12 protein-coding genes are annotated in these 17,453 nt (G+C 70.4%); 3 read left to right on the forward strand and 9 right to left on the reverse strand.

Features of this window, described 5'->3' with window-relative positions; genetic code table 11:
* Positions 1 to 15 precede the first annotated feature (15 nt).
* The 8 genes from Strain318_RS10035 to Strain318_RS10070 are packed head-to-tail and all read right to left on the reverse strand — an operon-like array spanning position 16 to position 12,420.
* Positions 16 to 1,590 (reverse strand): type IV pilus twitching motility protein PilT, encoded by a 1,575-nt coding sequence (locus Strain318_RS10035; protein WP_367885564.1) that lies wholly within the window; start codon positions 1,588 to 1,590, stop codon positions 16 to 18.
* Positions 1,590 to 2,639: a cation diffusion facilitator family transporter gene (locus Strain318_RS10040; RefSeq protein WP_367885565.1), complete on the reverse strand. Its 1,050-nt coding sequence runs from the start codon at positions 2,637 to 2,639 to the stop codon at positions 1,590 to 1,592. Before Strain318_RS10040 ends, Strain318_RS10035 begins: the two co-directional genes overlap by 1 nt.
* A 53-nt stretch (positions 2,640 to 2,692) precedes the next feature.
* A complete protein-coding gene (gene pdxA, locus Strain318_RS10045) occupies positions 2,693 to 3,598 on the reverse strand; it encodes a 4-hydroxythreonine-4-phosphate dehydrogenase PdxA (protein ID WP_367885566.1) in 906 nt (301 codons plus the stop codon).
* Complete coding sequence (locus Strain318_RS10050) at positions 3,595 to 4,917, reverse strand: peptidylprolyl isomerase (protein ID WP_367885567.1); 1,323 nt, start codon at positions 4,915 to 4,917, stop codon at positions 3,595 to 3,597. Before Strain318_RS10050 ends, pdxA begins: the two co-directional genes overlap by 4 nt.
* A gap of 12 nt (positions 4,918 to 4,929) precedes the next feature.
* A complete protein-coding gene (locus Strain318_RS10055) occupies positions 4,930 to 6,363 on the reverse strand; it encodes a foldase protein PrsA (protein WP_367885568.1) in 1,434 nt (477 codons plus the stop codon).
* A 32-nt stretch (positions 6,364 to 6,395) separates the two neighbouring features.
* Positions 6,396 to 9,704: a transcription-repair coupling factor gene (gene mfd / locus Strain318_RS10060; RefSeq protein ID WP_367885569.1), complete on the reverse strand. Its 3,309-nt coding sequence runs from the start codon at positions 9,702 to 9,704 to the stop codon at positions 6,396 to 6,398.
* Positions 9,704 to 11,503, reverse strand: a complete 1,800-nt coding sequence (locus Strain318_RS10065; protein ID WP_367885570.1) for a vWA domain-containing protein — start codon at positions 11,501 to 11,503, stop codon at positions 9,704 to 9,706. The genes mfd and Strain318_RS10065 overlap by 1 nt, the downstream gene beginning before the upstream one ends.
* Entirely contained in the window at positions 11,500 to 12,420 is a 921-nt protein-coding gene (locus Strain318_RS10070) for a DUF58 domain-containing protein (protein WP_367887950.1), read from the reverse strand. Before Strain318_RS10070 ends, Strain318_RS10065 begins: the two co-directional genes overlap by 4 nt.
* A gap of 116 nt (positions 12,421 to 12,536) precedes the next feature.
* Here Strain318_RS10070 and lepA point away from each other — a divergent pair, with 116 nt between their 5' ends.
* Positions 12,537 to 14,336, forward strand: a complete 1,800-nt coding sequence (gene lepA, locus Strain318_RS10075) for a translation elongation factor 4 (protein WP_367885572.1) — start codon at positions 12,537 to 12,539, stop codon at positions 14,334 to 14,336.
* Between the two features lie 72 nt (positions 14,337 to 14,408).
* Here lepA and Strain318_RS10080 read toward each other — a convergent pair whose 3' ends face one another.
* The gene (locus Strain318_RS10080; protein WP_367885573.1) at positions 14,409 to 15,572 is read right to left on the reverse strand and encodes a hypothetical protein; all 1,164 of its coding nucleotides are present in this window, start codon (positions 15,570 to 15,572) and stop codon (positions 14,409 to 14,411) included.
* A 114-nt stretch (positions 15,573 to 15,686) separates the two neighbouring features.
* Between Strain318_RS10080 and Strain318_RS10085 the strand changes: the two genes are divergently transcribed.
* Positions 15,687 to 16,259 (forward strand): hypothetical protein, encoded by a 573-nt coding sequence (locus Strain318_RS10085; RefSeq protein WP_367885574.1) that lies wholly within the window; start codon positions 15,687 to 15,689, stop codon positions 16,257 to 16,259.
* Positions 16,260 to 16,263: 4 nt separating this feature from the next.
* The gene (locus Strain318_RS10090; RefSeq protein ID WP_367885575.1) at positions 16,264 to 17,445 is read left to right on the forward strand and encodes a glycosyltransferase family 4 protein; all 1,182 of its coding nucleotides are present in this window, start codon (positions 16,264 to 16,266) and stop codon (positions 17,443 to 17,445) included.
* Positions 17,446 to 17,453: the final 8 nt, after the last annotated feature.

The following is a 17,453-nucleotide window of genomic DNA, read 5'->3' on the forward strand; positions in this document are numbered from 1 at the left end:
GCTCCTTCCCTTCGGCTACTTCTTCGCGCCCGGCTTGGCTGCCGGCCCGCCCATCGCCGGCTTGGCACCGCCCGGTTCGTCCGCTTCCACGAAGCTCACGTCGAAGCCCTTGGCCTTCAGCGAGTTCACGAAGGAGCCCTTGTCCACCGACTTCATGTAGGCCTCCTTCGGTTCGACCAGCTTCTTCTCGACCAGTTCCAGCAGCGTGTCGTTCATCGTGATCATGCCGAGGCGCTTGCTGGTCTGCATGATGGACGGAATCTGGAACGTCTTCCCCTCACGGATGAGGTTCGAGATCGCCGGGGTGACGAGCAGGATCTCGCGCGCGGCCACGCGGCCCCCGCCGATCTTCTTGCAGAGCACCTGCGAGATCACGCCCTTGAGCGACTCGGACAGCATGGTCCGGACCTGCTCCTGGCGGTCGGCCGGGAACTGGTCGATGAGGCGGTCGATCGTGCTGGCCGCCGTGGTCGTATGCAGCGTGCCGAACACCAAGTGGCCCGTCTCGGCCGTCTCGATCGCGATGCTCACCGTCTCCAGGTCGCGGAGCTCGCCGACGAGGATGATGTCCGGGTCCTCACGCAGCGCGGCGCGCAAGGCGCTCTTGAACGAGCCCGTGTGCACGCCCACCTGCCGCTGCGTCATGATGCAGTTCTTGTTCTCGTGCACGAACTCGATCGGGTCCTCGATCGTGATCACGTGGTCGTTGCGCGAGCGGTTCACGAGGTCGATCATGCCCGAGAGCGTCGTCGACTTGCCCGAGCCGGTCGGGCCCGTCACGAGGACGAGTCCCTTCGTCAGGTAGCAGAGGTTCTGCACTTCCTGGGAGAGGCCCAGCTGGTCGGCCGTGATGATCGTGTTGGGGATGACGCGGAATACCGCCGCCCAGCCCTTGCGGTCGCGCAGCACGTTGGCGCGGAAGCGCGCCACGCCGGCGATTTCGTACGCGAAGTCCGTGTCGTTGCTCTCGCGGAACTCCTTCTGGTTGCGCTCGGGCATGATGGAGGCGAGCAGCGCTTCCGTCGTCGCGGGATCGAGCTTGGGCTGGCCCTCCACGCGGTGCATCTCGCCGCTCTTGCGCAGGATGGGCGGCTCGCCGACGCGCATGTGCAGGTCGGAGCCGCCCTGCTCGACGAGCATGCGCAGCAGCTTCTCCATGGCCTCGCGGGCGCCGGCCGGATCGACCGCCGCTTCCTTCACGTTCGGCATCGCCGCCGCCGACGGCGCCGACGGTTCCTCCGGCAACACCACGCGCGTGAACATGCCGGTCGAGCGCTTGAACTCCCCGTCGGCGTCCACCTGGATGCGCACGGACAGCTTGCCGTCGCCCAGCACCATCGCCCGCGCGGCGAAGACGGAGTCCTCGCTCATGTACTGGAACTTCGTGGGCTGCTTGGCGTCGAGGGCCGCGTGCGCCGGCGCCGGCGCGATCTCCTTGAGCAGGGCGACGATCTGCGGCGCGGTGAGCGCCTTGGTGACCGGGCGTTCGTTGCCCTGTGAGAGCAGCACGGCGGCCGCGCCCTCCGTGAGGACCAGTTCGTCCGCACGGTTGGAAATCATCACGGAGAGCAGCTTGTCGAGTTGGGCCATCAGCGGGTCGCCGGCGTGAGGGGGGAGTCGGCGAACTCACCGCAGCAGGCGGCCAGGGGTTCGCCCTCGAGCTGGATCGTGGTGTGGAGGATGCCGAATCGTGCTGCGGCGGCGTGGAGGTCCGCCAGCACGCGCGGGTGCTCCTGCACCGTGGGCGCAATGGCGTGGGCGCTCATGGCGACCACGCCGGAGGTGAGCGTCCACACGTGCAGGTCATGCACCGCCCCGACGCCGCGCACGGCAAGCATGGCCTCGCGCAGCGCCTCGGCGTCGATATGCGCCGGCGTGTGCTCGAGGAGCACCTCGACCGCCTCGCGGACGAGGCGCCAGGCGCCGCGGATGATGAGCAACGTGACGGCGATCGACGCCAGCGGGTCGGCGAGCGTCCAGCCGAACCAGTGCACGGCGATCGCGGCGAGGATCACGGCCACGCTGCCCAGCAAGTCGGAGAGGACGTGCAGGTAGGCCCCGCGCATGTTCAGGCTGCCTTCGTGGTGCCCGTGCAGCAACCAGGCGCTGACGCCATTGGCCAGCAGGCCCGCGACGGCGATGCCCAGCATGAGGGCGCCGCCGACGGGCTCCGGAGCGCCGATGCGCTGCACCGCCTCGACGAGGATCCACGCCGAGAGCAGCAGCAACGTGGCGCCATTGATGAACGCCGCCAGGATCTCCCAGCGCAGGTAGCCATACGTGCGCTGCGGCGTGGCCGGCCGCCGCGCGAACCACGCGACGAACAGCGACAGCGCGAGCGCTCCCGCGTCGGTCAGCATGTGGCCGGCGTCGGCGAGCAACGCGACGGAGTTGGCGAGGATGCCGCCCACCACCTCGGCGACGAGCAGCAGTCCCGTCACGCCGAGGGCCAGGGCCAGTCGGCGCGTGGAGGTGTCGTCATGGTGGTGTCGATGCGCCGTCGCGTGCGCGTCGTGCTCGTGGGCATGATCGTGCGCATGCCCGTGCGCATACCCGTGCGCATGTTCGCGCGCCGCCGAGGGGCGGTGCGCTTGGCAGTCCTCGAACGAGGGCACGGAGGGATCGCGCGGCGTAGACATCGCTCTGCGATAATCTCTCCCCCCGACGGCCGGGGGGCCAGTCAGCCGAGGCGTCAGCGAGCGAGACGCTGGGCGATCTCGGCCGCGACGACGATGGCATGGGCCATCGCCCCGGCATCGGCACGGCCGCTGCCCGCGATATCCAGCGCCGTCCCGTGGTCGGGGGACGTGCGGGGGAATGGGAGCCCGAGGGTGACGTTCACGCCCTCGCCGAAGCTCGCGACCTTGATGGCCGTCATGCCCACGTCGTGATACGGCGCGATGACGGCGTCGAACTCGCCGCGCATGGCCCGTACGAAGACGGTGTCCGCCGGAAACGGCCCCGCCATCTCCGCCTCGCGCGCGGCGGGCGCCAGCACGCGCATGTCCTCATCCCCGAAGCGGCCGCCGTCTCCACCGTGCGGGTTGAGCGCACAGAGCGCGAGCCGCGGCTCGGCGATGCCGAACCAGTCGCGCAGCCCGTCGCGCGTGAGCTTGGCGGCACGGACGAGCGCCGCCTGCGTGACCGCCTGCGGCACGTCGCGCAGGGCGAGATGCGTGGTGGCGAGCACCACCCGCAGCATGGATGACGCGAGCATCATCGCCGTCGGATGCCCCGTGAGCCGCTCGAGCATCTCCGTGTGCCCGGGGTCCGCATAGCCGGCGGCCGCGAGTGCCGCCTTGTCGATCGGCGCCGTGACGATGCCCTGCACCGCCCCGCTGCGCACGAGCTCGACCGCGCGCTCGATGGCCTTGCCGGCCAGCGACCCGGCCGCGGCGGCGAGCTCCGGCGTCGACGGCCCGGGACGGCCATGCCATTCGCCGATGGATTCCTCCACCGCGATCCCCGCCCCGCTCGGCCCCACCACAACGCAGCGCGCGGCGCCCATGACCTCGGGGGTCGCGAGCGCCGCGCGCACGATCTCCGGCCCGATGCCCCGCGGGTCGCCCAGCGTGACCGCGAGCGTCGGCAGCGTCACAATCGGACGGAGACGTAGTACTCGCGCCGCAGGTTATCCAAGGTGCGGCGCGTCGAGCGCTCTTCCTGCAGCTGCCGCCGGATGCGCTCCTGGTAGTCGGCCAACGACCACTCGCCGGCCGGCTTCGCCTGCGTCACGAACGCGACGATGTACTTGCTGAGCTGCGTGCCGGGCATCGGCATCGCGAACACCTGCGAGAAGCCGCCCTCGGGCACGCTGCGCAGGGCCACGCGGTACTCGGGGGGCAGCGAGTCGATCGGGTAGCCCTCGGGAATCGAGCGCTCCTCGGCCGGATCGTGATAGCGGGCGATCAGCGTATCGAAGGGCATGCCGCCCTGCCACAGCGTGCGGACGGAATCGGCACGCAACCGCGCCGCCGCGGCATCGGTCGAGTCCACGTCCGGCTGGATCAGGATGTGCCGCGCCCGCACCTCGCCGGCACGCACGCGATCGACGCGCATGACGTGGAACCCGAACTCCGTCTCGACGACGGGGCTGATGCGCCCGGGCGCGAGCGCGAACATCATGTTGTCGAAGGCCTGCACCATGCGGCCACGGCGGTTCCAGCCGAGATCGCCGCCCTGCTGCGCACTGCCTTGGTCCATCGAGACGGCGCGCGCCAGCGAGTCGAAGTCCGCCCCAGCCTCGAGGCGGGCACGCAGCGAATCGATGCGCGCGCGGGCACGGTCCTTCGCGGCCTGGCGCGGGCGCGGCGGCACCACCACCTGCCGGAACGCGACGAGCGCTGGGCGCGGCCCGAGACGAGCCTTCAAGCGTTCGAAGGCCTCCGCCACTTCGCGCTCGGTCACGTTGACCGGCGCCAAGCGTCCGAGTGCCCGCAGGGTGTCGAGCGCCTTCCGCTGGCGCTCGTCACGCTGCGCCTGCTCCAGCGTCTTGCGGCGATACTCCTCCGGCGTGCCGAAGCCCTCGCGACGCAACGCCTCGCGGAACTCCGCCTCCGTCCCGAACTGCCCGCGGATCTGGTCAAACTGTCGGTCGACGTTCGCCGACACTTCCGTCTCCGGGACCTCGAGCTTGAAGTCCGTGGCGACGGCGAGCAGGACCTCCTCGTCCACCAACTGCTCGAGGATGTCCTTGGCGATGGCCATCTGCGCCGCCGAGTCGCTGGGCACCTGCAGGCCCTGCGCGCGCGCCAGGCTGATCCGTTCGAGCACCTCGCTCCAGAGGATCGGCTTGGTGGCGACCACCGCCACGACCCGATCGACCGGAATGAGGCGCACGCCGTCCTGCGCCTGCAGCGCCGCCGCAGGTGCGACGGCGCCGGCGACCAGCGCGAGGAGGAGACGACGCAGATGCATCACCACCGCCGCTTACGGGTTGGGCGTCGGCGACGGCATCGGCACCGCGCTCGGCGTCTGGTTCGCCGCGGCCGCGGAGTCGGCCGCCGTCCGCAACTTGGTCGCCTCGGCCAGCGCACGGTCGAGCCCCGCCGGCACCACGCGGGCCTCGTAGCGGTCGCGCAGCACCAAGACCACCTGCTCCGGGACATCGACGTACTCCACCTGGCTGCGGAGCAGCGACTGCACGAAGGCCGTCACGCGATTGCCGGCGAAGGCCTCGCGCGCCTTGCGGTCGTCCGTGGTGTCGGCGAGCTGCGCCGGCGCGACGCCAAGGGCGGTCATGGAGCCGGTGACGGCGCCGAAGAACGCTTCACGGGCCTCGCGCACGCGGGCCGTATCGGCCTTGATGCCCTGTTCATCGGCCCGCTTGAGCAGGAGCTCGTTCCGCATGATGTTGGTCACGAACGACGGAATGACGGAGTCCGGCGCCTCGGTGATCTGCGGACGGATCTGTGCCTGCGGCGGGAACGCGGCGATCCACATCGCCATGCGGCCGGCCGTGAGGTCCACGCGGCGCGACGTCGCGATGACGGTGCGGTCGGTGCGGTAGGAATCGACATCCTCGGCGATGGCCTTCACGATGCGCGCCGCGCTGCCCTTCACCTGGATGTTCGCGTCCTTCTCCGCTTCCGCGAAGAAAGTGCTCTCGGCGCGCTGCTGCACGATCTGGCCGTAGGTCTGCGCGAACTGGTCCTTGATCTCGTTCCAGGTCGAGCGGCGGATGATGTGGTAGCCGAACTGCGTCTCCACGACGCCGGTGATGCCACCCGGCGGCACGCTGCGGATGCCAGCTTCGAACTCCGGGACCATCGTGCCCGGCGGGAACACGCCGTAGTCGCCGCCGCGATCCTTGGAGCCCGGATCCTGCGAGCGGGCACGCGCGACGCTGGCGAAGGTCGCCGAGGTCACGGTGCGCGCGATGCGCTCGGCTTCGCGCTTGATCGAGTCGTTCACCGCCGTGCCGAGCCCATCCGGCTGCTTGGTGAGCAGGATGTGCGCGGCGCCGAGCAGTTCGCCCGCCTCATACGCGGCCTGGAACTTGGTCGAGTCCGGACGTCCCACCGTCGCCGTGTACTGCTCGAACAGCGCGGCGAGGCGCATCTGGTCGATGGCCGACCACATGCCCTGATCGGCGAGCTCGTCAGAGTGGAGCGTATCGTTGGCGGCGGCAGCCTGGCCGAGCAGCTGGTAGTTCACCCAGAGCTGCGCGACGCTGCGCGCGACGTCGGGGCGGAGCGGCACCTGCGAGTTCGCGAGCATGTCGCTGAGCTGCGACACCGTGAGCTCCTGGTTGCCGGCGCGGGCGACGACATCCACGTGGGCGGTCATCGCGTCCTTGAGGGCGCCGCAGGCCGTGACGGCGGTCAGGATGACGGCAACGAGAGCAAGACGAAGGCGGGTCATGGGACCGAGAAGGGGGATTGGATAAGGATGTACTACCGTGGATCGGGCTCGATGGTCCGCAACGCCCGGACGATGCCGTCCAGCAGGGCGGACCCGCCGAGGCGCTTGAGGGCAAGCGACAACGGCTGGACCCGGCGCACGTCCACTTGGAACTGCACGTCCCGGAAGGCGGCCGCGAGCGGCTTCAGACGCGGGACGGCGTCGGCTCGGAAGTTAATGCGGGCCTCGTCCCCACGCACCAGCATCGCCTCGACGCCGAGGGGCGCGCCGACGAGGCGGAGCTTGGCGACCATGAGGTACGCCTCGGCCTCGGGCGGCAGCTTGCCGAAGCGGTCGCGGATCTCGGCCCGGAGGGCGTCGATGTCGTCGGCCACCTTGGCGGCGCCGATGCGGCGGTAGAGGTCGAGCTTCACGGCCGCCGATTCGATGTAGTCGTCCGGCAGGTAGTGCGGTTGGTCGAGCGTGACGTCGGCGGGGGGCGGCGGGGGCGCCGAATCGCCGCGCTTCATGCGTTCGACCGTTTCGTCGAGCATGCGCAGATACAGGTCGAAGCCCACAGCCTGCACGAAGCCCGACTGCTCAGGGCCGAGCAGATTCCCCGCCCCACGCAGCTCCATGTCCTTGAGGGCCACGCGGTAGCCGGCGCCGAGCTCCGTGTGGTGCTCGAGCACGCGCAGCCGGCGCTCGGCGTCTTCGTCAATGCGATCCGGCACCATCAGGTAGCAGTAGGCGCGGCGGTGCGAGCGGCCGACGCGGCCGCGCAGCTGGTACAGCTGGGCGAGCCCGAGCCGGTCGGCGCGATCCACGAACATCGTGTTCGCATTGGGCACGTCGATGCCGCTCTCGACGATCAGCGTGGACACGAGGACGTCGATCTCGCCGGCGACGAAGCGGCGCATGACGTCCTCGAGTTCGCGCTCCTTCATCTGGCCGTGGCCGACGGCCACGCGGGCCCGCGGTACGATGCGCTGCACGTGGTCCGCCACGGCGAGGATCGTCTCGATGCGGTTGTGCACGAAAAACACCTGGCCGCCGCGGTCGAGCTCGCGGTTGATACCCTCGTCGATGAGCGCGTCGTCCCAAGGTTCGAGGAAGGTGAGCACCGGCGAGCGGTCGCGCGGCGGCGTCTGCATGAGTGTGAGGTCGCGCAGGCCGGCCAGCGACTGGTGCAGCGTGCGCGGGATCGGCGTGGCGGTGAGCGTGAGCACGTCGGTCTCCAAGCGCAGCTGCTTGAGCCGCTCCTTGTGCTTCACGCCGAAGCGGTGTTCTTCGTCGACGATGATGAGCCCGAGCCCGTGGAACGTGACGTCCGGGCTGAGCAGGCGATGCGTGCCGATGACCACATCCACCTTGCCCTCGGCGATCTCCTTGAGCGCCTCCGCCTGTTGCTTGGCGGTCTGGAAGCGGCTCATCACGGCGAGGCGCACGGGGAAATCCGCGAAGCGGTCCCCGAAGGTGCGGGCGTGCTGTTCGGCGAGCACGGTGGTCGGCACGAGCACGGCCACCTGCCGCCCGCTTTGCACCGCCTTGAAGGCGGCCCGCACGGCGATCTCCGTCTTGCCGTAGCCCACGTCGCCAACCAAGACGCGGTCCATCGGGCGCGGCGCTTCCATGTCCTGCTTCACCGCATCGGTGGCCGTGCGCTGGTCGGGCGTGTCCTCGAAGAGGAACGAGCTCTCCAGCTGTTTCTGCCATGCGCCGTCGGGATGATGCGGCGGCCGCGCGGCGATGCGGCGCCGCGCGTAGAGGTCGAGCAGCTCGGCCGTCATCTCGCGCAGGGCCGAGCGCGTGCGGTCGCGCTGGGCCGCCCACTTCTTGCCGCCGAGCTTGTGGAGCTTGGGCGGCGGCGCGTCGTCGTCCACGTCGCCGGCGGCGCGGTACTTCTCGACTTGGTCGAGCCGATAGAGCGGCACGTTCAGGCGGTCGCCGCCCTCGTATTCGATCACGGCGACTTCCATCGTGGCTTCGCCGTGGAAGATCGTGTTCATGCCGCGGTAGATGCCGACGCCGTGCTCCAGGTGCACGACGAAATCGCCCGGCTTGAGCGCCGTGACGTGCTCGAGGGCAGCGCCCGAGGCGTAGCGCCGCGCGCGTCGGATGCGGCGTTCGCGCCGGAAGATCTCGTGGTCGGTGAGGACGCGCAGGCCTTCCGGGCCGCGCGGCGGCAGGATGAAGCCGCCGGCGAGGACGCCGATGGCGAGCGTCAGCCGCTCACGCGTCTCGCCGCCGCCGCGCGCGCCTTCGAGCAGTTCTTCCAATCGCTCGGCCTGGCCGCTGTTGTCGCAGAGGATCAGCGTCGGCGTGCCATCGCGCACCATGGCGCCGAGCTTGGCCATGTCGCGCTCGACGGGCTCGGGCGCACGCAGCGGGAAGACGACGGCGCGCGGGTCATCCTCGCTGGCGGCGATGATCTCGAGGCGCGGGAAGCCGCGCAGCACGCCCTCGGCGGTCGGCGGCGACTGGAAGAGCTCGTCGCGGGGTGCGGCATCCTCGCCGCGGCGACGGGCCAGCTCGAGATGGTGCTGCGCCTCATGCCAGGTGCGGTCGAACTCCTCGCGCGGCTTCGATCCCTGCGGCAACACCAACAGCGTGCCCGGCGGGAACAGGTCGGGCAGCGCGGCGCGCTGGTACTTGGCCTCCGCCTCGTCGCCGCGCACGTCGACCGGGAGGATGACCACGCGGTCCACCGGCCCGGTGGCGCGCTGCGTGGCCACGTCGAAGCCGCGCAGCTCCTCGAGCTCGTCGCCCCAGAACTCGAGGCGCACGGGTTCGCGCATGCCGAAGCCGTACACGTCGAGGATGCCGCCGCGCACCGAGTACTGCGCCACATCCTCGACGAGCGGCACGCGCTCGAAGCCCACGCTCTCGAGGTGGAACATCAGCTCCTCGAGGCGCCAGGTGTCGCCGCGCTTGAGCTCGAGGCGCGCGTCGGCCAAGGCACGCGGCAGGCGTGTGCGTTCCTGCAGGGCGCGCGCCGTCGTGAGCAACACGCGCACGGCGCCCTTCGCGAGCGCCTCCAGCGTCTCGACGCGCTCGCCGGCGACTTCCGCGTGCGGCTCGACTTCCCCGAAGCCCTCGCGCGGCGGGTACAGCGCCACGCCGTCGGCGCCGAACACCGACTGCAGGTCGGCGTGCCAGCGCTCGGCGTCCGGCAGTTGGTCGGCAACGACGACGAACAGGCGGTTGGGCTCGCGTTCGGCGAGCGCCGCCACGAGCACGGCATCGGCAGATCCCGCGAGCCCGCCAACCTCTTGATGCCCGCTCTTGGCCGGAAGGGTTGCGGTGAGTCGGGTGAACGCTGGGAGCGCCCGCAGGCGCTCAATGAGAATGGGAAGAGCCATCAGTCAGCGGAACGTGCGGCGTGTCCCCGTCGGGCGAGCCACGACTCGGCGACGACGAGGACCAGGGCCAGCAACAGCAGTGGGGTATCGAGCGCGCGACGGCCACCGGCGGCGAACGCGGCGCGGGCGAGCGATTCCGGCGTGGATTCCCCGCGAGGCGCGTCGAGTGCCGCGGCGACGGAATCCGCCGGCATCATGGCGAGTTCGGACTCGCGCGCCTCGGCGTTGACGACGATCGCACCGACGCGCGCGGCGCCGCGCCGCCAGAAGTACACGCCGGCCACGCTGGGCGCGGCGATCTGTGCCGTCGCAGCGACGGGTCGGGACTCGCCGTCCGGGAACTCGAGCGCATCGACACCCGTCGGCACGGTCACACGAGCCGCCGCCGCGACCTCAAGCGCCCGCCCTTCGGCGGCGCCGAGGCGTTCGCTCACCAGCAGGTCGATCCAGGGAACGAACGCGGCGCGCACGGTGAGATCGGTGGCGCCGGCATCGGCCGCCGAGGCCACGAGGACGTAGTCTTCACCGGCCACCGCCCAGGCATCGCTGCCGACGCGTGCGATGGTGTCGGCGCGCGCACCGTCGAGCGGCGTCAGGGAGAACCACTGCGTGGCCGTGGCGCCGTCGACCGAGGCGCCACGCAACGGTGCGGGCCCCTGCCGCTTCAAACCGAATTGCCAGGGTACGCCAGCGCGCGCCAGCGCGCGATTCGCGGCCGTGATCTCGAGCGGATCGGCCGGCGCGAAGAGCACCGCCGGGCGGCGCGCGCGCAGCGCGCTGCCGATGAACACCTGGCCGCCGGCGCGCGCGCGGCTGGAGGTGACGAGGGTGGCCACGGCCTCGCGCAGGAACGGACTCGCCGCGTCGGCCGTGAGGCCGGGAGCGTCGCCGACATGCACGGCGAAGTACCGCCGGTCGTCACCGCGATAGTCGTCGGCGTCGAGTTCGACGCTGCCCGCGTGCCAACCGCGCGGCAGGTCCTGCACCCGGGCGAGGACGACGCCGTCGGTGCTGCGTCCGCGCGCCACGCTGCGACCGGCGACCTCGACGCGCCAGGCGACGGAGTCACCGATGAGCTGCGCGCGCAGCGCGCCGCGCGGGTTCCAGTACGGCGGCTCTAGGCGCACGCTGGCGATGCCGCGATTGGCCGGGCGCGCACCGGGCACCACATACAGCGACCGCGGCACGCTGCCGGAGTCCGCCACCGTCGCGGCAAGCGCGCTCCGCTGCCCATCGCTGAGCACCACCACGCGGGACTCCGGCAATGCGGCCGCGGCGACGGCCGCCTCGGCGCGACGCAGGGCTGCGGCGAGGTCTCCCGCGCCGTCCATGGGCCGCAGGGCATCGAGTGCGGTCCGCAAGGCGTCGGGGGATCCGCTGCGCACCTCGCCGTCCATCGTCACCAACGAGAGGCGGTCGGCATCGGACGCGGCGGCGAGGACGTCACGTGCGGCGCGCTTCTCGGCTTCGAGGATCGTGCTCCCGCCGACGACGGCCGCCGACGACGCCGAGTTGTCGAGCACGATGGCCAGCGCGGTCGGCGGGTGCCCGACGCCGGGAAACGGCCCGACCGGCCGGGCGAGGGCGCCGGCGACGGCGAGAACCATCGCGATGCGGACCAGCAGCAGGAGCAGATTGCGGAGCCGCACCTCGCGGGCGTGTTCGCGTTCGGCCCGCAACAGGTACCGGAGCGCCGGAAACTCCACACGGTCGCCCGTACGTCGCCGCAGCAAGTGCAGCAGCAACGGCACGGCCGCCGCGACGGACAGCAGCAGCGCCCACGGTGTGAGGAAGTTCACGGGAGCCGCTGGCGGCGGGCGAACGCGCGGCGCAGGGGCACGCCAAAGGGCTCGGTGGTCAGGATGGGCTCATAGACGGCGCCGGAGGCCGAGAGCCGCGCGCGCCATTCGGCCATCGCCTCGGCGACGGTCTCGACGTAGGCCTCGCGCACCTCCGCGGGCGTCGCGGCGAGCGACTCGCCGCCTTCCGTATCCACGAAGAGCGACTCACCGACCCCGAGCTCGAAGCTACGCTCCGCGGGATCGAGGATGTGCAGCACCGCGACGTCGTGCCCCTGCGCGCGCAGCACGCGCACGGCATCGTCGACGTCCTGCGGGTCCAGCAGCAGGTCGGACACGAGGACGACCATGCCGCGGCGCTTCACCGCCTGCGCGGCTTGGCGCAGCGCGCTGCCGGCATCGGAGGCGGGCCCGCCGCCGGACTCCCCCAGCGCGGCGACGAGGCGCGTGAACTGCAGCTGCCGCGACGCGGGCTTGATCGCGCTGCGGATCTGGTCGTCGAAGCGGATGAGGCCGACGGCATCGCGCTGCCGCAGGAGCAGGAGCGAGAGCGCAGCCACGACCTGTTCCGCGTACTGCCGCTTGGTCAGCAGCGTGGGTGCCGAGGCCCAGTCCATCGATTTGGACACGTCGAGCACGATGGTCGCCCGCAGGTTGGTCTCTTCCTCGTACTGCTTGATGAGCCACTTGTCGGCGCGGGCGGCGACCTTCCAGTCCATGAGGCGCAGGTCGTCGCCCGGCTGGTAGGCGCGATGCTCGGCGAACTCGACGGAGAAACCCTTCTTCGGCGAGCGGTGGAGGCCGTTGAGCACGCCGTCCACCAGCCAACGCGAAATGACCTCGAGGCGACCAAGCGCCGCGAGGGTCCGGGGGTCCATCAAGTCGGGCCGGAGGGGGCCCGTGGCCGGTGCTGACATCTGAGTGGGAAAGCTAGACGGCTCACCAACGCGCTCCAACCCGCTGGCGTTGGAACCGCAGCGCCCTGCCGCTAGCTTTCAAGGCTATCCACAATCGCCCTCTCGCTCCATCCGCCGTGACCGCCCCGCACCTGATCCGCAACTTCTGCATCGTCGCCCACATCGACCACGGGAAGTCCACCCTGGCCGACCGCCTCATCGAGGCCACGGGCATGCTGCAGAAGCGTGAAATGAAGGCCCAGGTGCTCGACACGCTCGACCTCGAGCGCGAGCGCGGCATCACGATCAAGCTCAACGCCGTCCGCATGTCCTATGATGCCAAGGACGGCACCACGTACGAGCTGAACCTCATCGACACGCCCGGGCACGTGGACTTCACCTACGAGGTCTCCCGCTCGCTGGCCGCCTGCGAAGGCGCCGTCCTCGTCGTCGATGCGTCACAGGGCATCCAGGCGCAGACGCTGTCGAACCTGTTCCTCGCGATGGACGCCGGGCTCGAGATCATCCCGATCCTGAACAAGATCGACCTGCCGGGCGCCGAGCCGGAGAAGCGCCGCCAAGAGGTGGTGGACCTGCTAGGCTGCAAGCCCGAGGACATCCTCCTGGTGAGCGCCAAGGAGGGCCTTGGCATCCCGGAGCTGCTGGAAGAGGTCGTCAAGAAGGTCCCGCCGCCGCGCGGCAATCCCGACGGCCCGCTGCGCGCGTTGATCTACGACTCCTACTACGACAAGTACCGCGGCGCGATTCCCAGCGTGCGCGTCGTGGACGGCACGCTCAAGAAGGGCATGAAGATCACCTTCGGCGCCTCGGAGTCGGTGTACGAAGTGCTCGACGTGGGCTACAACCAGATGCGGCAGGTGCCGACGAAGGCGCTGACCGCCGGTGAGGTCGGCTACGTCGTGGCCAGCGTGAAGTCCGTGAAGGAAACGCGCGCCGGCGATACCATCTTCGACGCCGAGAACAAGGCGACGCAGCCGCTGCCGGGCTACCAGGCGGTGCGTTCGTTCGTGTTCGCCGGCATCTTCCCCACCGACACGCAGCAGTATGAGGACCTGCGCGACGCGCTGGAGAAGCTGCAGCTCAACGACGCCTCGCTGAACTACACGCCCGAGACGTCCACCGCCCTGGGCTTCGGCTTCCGCTGCGGCTTCCTCGGCCTGCTCCACATGGAGATCGTGAAGGAGCGGCTCGAGCGTGAGTTCGACCTCGACCTCGTCACGACGGTCCCCAGCGTGGAATACCACGTGAAGAAGACCGATGGCGAGGAGATCCTCGTCGAGAACCCGGCGCTGATGCCGCCGGCGAGCGTCATCGAATACATCGAAGAGCCCTACGTGAAGGCCCGCATCATGGTCCCCACGGACTACATCGGGCCGATCATGACGCTGGGCACGGAGCGCCGCGGCGAGTACAAGGGCATGAACTACCTCGACACCACGCGCGTGGAGATCGACTGGGAGTTCCCGCTCGGCGAGATCATCCTCGACTTCTTCGACAAGCTCAAGTCCATCAGCCGCGGCTACGCCTCGCTGGACTACGAGATGCTCGGCTACCGCCGCAGCGACCTGCAGCGCCTCGACATGCTGATCAACGGCGACCCGATCGACGCCTTCAGCGTGATCGTGCACGAGTCGAAGGCCTACGAGTGGGGCCGCAAGGTGGCCGACAAGCTCAAGGACCTGATCCCGCGGCAGCTGTTCGAGGTCGCCATCCAGGCGGCGATCGGCCAGAAGGTCATCGCGCGCTCGACCGTGAAGGCGCTGCGCAAGGACGTGCTCGCCAAGTGCTACGGCGGCGACATCAGCCGCAAGCGCAAGCTCCTCGAGAAGCAGAAGGAAGGCAAGAAGCGCATGAAGCAGGTGGGCTCGGTGGAGATCCCGCAGGAAGCCTTCCTCGCGGTGCTGCAGGTCGAATAGTCGCGCGCAACGGAATGGCGAAGGGGCGCCCGGCGGATGCCGGGCGCCCCTTTTGCGTTCGCCGACGGCGGCTTAGCGACCGACGCGCTCCACGCTGAGCGAGTAGGGACCGACCGAGCCCGAACCCAACGACGACACGCGGATGACATAGCGGCCGGCCGTGCTGACGCGGACCGTGAGCTGCGAGTCGAGCTCGCCGCCGCCGTCGTCGTCGGAGCTGATCTCGGTGAACGCGTCACCGCTCTTGGTGCCCCAGCGCAGGAACGAATCGAACTCGCCGGAGCGCAGCGTGAGGCGCAGCTCGTCACCGGCAGCGGCGTCAATCACGTACTCATGGAAGTAGCCGCCCTCATCCAGCTCGGGATCGCCGGAGCTGAGTTCGCCCTCGACGGTCTGGCCGGCACGGATCGGGCGCTGCACGACGGCCACCGGCACTGCCTCCTCGACGGACAGCGTGTAGCCGCCGCGGTCGCTGTTGGAGAGCGGGCGCGCGTACACGCGGTAGCGGCCGTCGAGCAGCACGGAAATCCGCGAATCGGTGCCGCCGGCGCCGTCGTCATCGGTGGCGACTTCCTCCTCGCCGGAGTCCGTCACCTTCGACAGCCTGAGGAAGGTGTCGAACTCGCCGGAGCGCATCACGATGCGCACGCGCTGCCCACTGCCGCTGAGCGCGTACAGGTCGAAGGGGAACCCCTCCTCGTCGTCGACGGCCGATTCATTGCTGATGGTCCCCTGCACCGACTGGCCGACGCCGATCTCGCGGGCCTTCGGCGCAACCGGCGGATCGGTCTCCTCGATGCGCAGGGTGTACGCGCCACGCGTGTCCTCCGACAGCGCCTGCGCGACGACGATGTACGAGCCGGCGGCCGGCGGACGGAAGCGCAGGCGCGCGTCGGTGCCGCCACCGCCGTCGTCATCGCTGGCGATCTGGTCCGTGAGGCCGCCGACCTCGCGCATCACGGTGACCAACGCGTCGAAATCGGGCGCGGTCATCGTGATGACGTAGCGCTTGTCGGCGCGCGCCGTGAAGCGGTAGGCGTGGAAGGGACCGCGGCCGCTGAGCGCCGGATCGGTGGCGGCGAGCGTCCCGGCGACATCCTGGCCGAGGCGAATCGGCCGCAGTCCCTGCGCCGGCGCGTTCGCCGTGCGACTCGCCTGGGCGGCCAAGGGAGCCGGCGCGAGACCCACCGCGGCAAGGGTCATCAAGGAAACCAGCGAGCCACGCACGCGGGACATCGGACCTCCGAAAGAGTGTGAGTCGAGCCGCCAGAATATGAATCGTCGCGGCGCCAGTCGCCACGGACGCAGGTCACATTGTCGCGTCGGAACGGCACCGGTAGCTTTCGCGCCATGTCGGACGCCGCCATCGCCGCACTCGTCGCCAGCAACCCCGGCCAGGCCACGGTCGAGGAATACACCATCGTGTACCGCGTCCTCGCCCAGCGCGTGCCCTGCCGCATGCTGGTGTTCGGCGTCGGCCGCGACACGCCCTTGTGGCTCGACGTGAATCGCGGCGGCACGACGGTCTTCCTCGAAAACGTGAAGCGGTGGGCGGACTTCTCGCGCCAAGCCTCGCCGACGGCCATCGTCCACGACCTGTCCTACGGCTGGACGCGGCGCTTCATGTGGCCGCTGCTCAAGCGGATGTCGCCCGAACGCCTGTTCCTGCGCGAGCTCCCCCGGGACGTGCTCGAGACTCCGTGGGACGTGATCCTGGTGGACGCGCCGCGCGGGACGAACTGGAAGGCGCCCGGACGCATGAAGAGCGTCTACACCGCCTCGGTGCTGGCCGCGAAGAGCGGCGCCGACGTGTTCGTGCATGACTGCCATCGCGCCGTCGAGCGCGAGACCGCCGACCACTTCCTCGGCCCCACGCGCTTCGTCACCCAGGCCGGCTCGATGCGCCACTACCGCTTCCGGTAGCGGCGTGCGCATCGGGATCGACATGCGCGTGGTGCCCCCGCAGGGTCCGGGGCAGCAGCGCTACCTGTGGCGGCTCGGCAGCTGGCTCGCCCAGCGCGGGCACGACGTGCACTACATGACCGTCCTGCCGCAGAAGGCCGCGCCCGAGGCGCCTGCAGGGACCCACGTGCACGACTGGCATCGGCACACGGCGAGCGCCGTTCGCGGCGCCGTGCAGGACCTCGCCCTCGATGCGCTGCTGCTCAACCCAGAGCGCTCGCGTCCCTTCCGCGGCATCCGGGCCAACGTGCTGCGGGCGGCCTACGGCACCGAGCAGTATCTCCAGAAGCTGCGCTCGTTCCGCAACCCGCTCGAGTACGGGATGCGGAAAGCCATTCGTGCGCTGCCGTGGACGCTGGCCGACATGCATTGGGAGCGCCAGTTCTATGAGGGGCATCGGCCCTTCCCCGACGTCATCGCGCAGTCCGGATACATGCGCGACCAGATCCTTGGCAGCTACCGCATCCCGCCCGAGCACGTGCACGTGGTGCACAATGCCGTGGACACCGAGGAGTACACACCCGCACGGCGGCTCGCGCTGCGCGACGAGATGCGGGCGCGTTGGCAGATCCCCCCGGAGGCGCTCTGCCTGCTCTTCCTCGGCCACAACTTCCGACTCAAGGGCCTGTGGCAGATGCTGCAGGTCCTGCCGCGGCTCGGCCCGCTCGGCCGGCCGGTGCACCTGCTGGTCGCGGGCAAGGGCACCGGCGAACCGCAGCGCCGCAAGGCCCGGCGCCTGGTGCGGTCGCTGGGCCTCGAGCGGCAGGTCACGTTCGCGGGTGACGTGCGGCCGTCGCTGCACGCGCACGCCGCAGCCGACGCGCTGTTGCACCTCTCGTGGCACGATTCGTTCGGCTTCGTCTCGCTGGAGGCGATGGCCAGTGGGCTGCCGGTGGTGACGACGCCCTACGTGGGCGCGGCGGAGTTGATCGTCAACGGCGAATCCGGCCTCGTGGTCGATCCCGCGCGCGACGAGGCGATCATCGGCGCCATCCGGCAACTGGCCGACGACGCATTCCGCGCGAGGGTCGGCGCCGCGGCGGCCGTCGAGGGCGCACGGCACGATGAGCCGAGGAACTTCGCCGAGGTGCATGCGGTGATCCGCACGGCGGTGGCGCGCGGCGCGGGGCCGATCACGGCCCGCTAGTTTTCGGC

This window comes from Pseudogemmatithrix spongiicola, from assembly GCF_030623445.1.
Classification (GTDB): Bacteria; Gemmatimonadota; Gemmatimonadetes; order Gemmatimonadales; family Gemmatimonadaceae; genus Pseudogemmatithrix; species Pseudogemmatithrix spongiicola.

Excerpts from the sequence above, each read along its gene's own strand:
- Strain318_RS10035 (WP_367885564.1), bottom strand. The coding sequence starts at position 1,590 with ATGGCCCAACTCGACAAGCTGCTCTCCGTGATGATTTCCAACCGTGCG.
- Strain318_RS10040 (WP_367885565.1), bottom strand. The coding sequence starts at position 2,639 with ATGTCTACGCCGCGCGATCCCTCCGTGCCCTCGTTCGAGGACTGCCAA.
- Strain318_RS10050 (WP_367885567.1), bottom strand. The coding sequence starts at position 4,917 with ATGCATCTGCGTCGTCTCCTCCTCGCGCTGGTCGCCGGCGCCGTCGCA.
- Strain318_RS10055 (WP_367885568.1), bottom strand. The coding sequence starts at position 6,363 with ATGACCCGCCTTCGTCTTGCTCTCGTTGCCGTCATCCTGACCGCCGTC.
- mfd (WP_367885569.1), bottom strand. The coding sequence starts at position 9,704 with ATGGCTCTTCCCATTCTCATTGAGCGCCTGCGGGCGCTCCCAGCGTTC.
- Strain318_RS10070 (WP_367887950.1), bottom strand. The coding sequence starts at position 12,420 with ATGTCAGCACCGGCCACGGGCCCCCTCCGGCCCGACTTGATGGACCCC.
- Strain318_RS10080 (WP_367885573.1), bottom strand. The coding sequence starts at position 15,572 with ATGTCCCGCGTGCGTGGCTCGCTGGTTTCCTTGATGACCCTTGCCGCG.
- Strain318_RS10085 (WP_367885574.1), top strand. The coding sequence starts at position 15,687 with ATGTCGGACGCCGCCATCGCCGCACTCGTCGCCAGCAACCCCGGCCAG.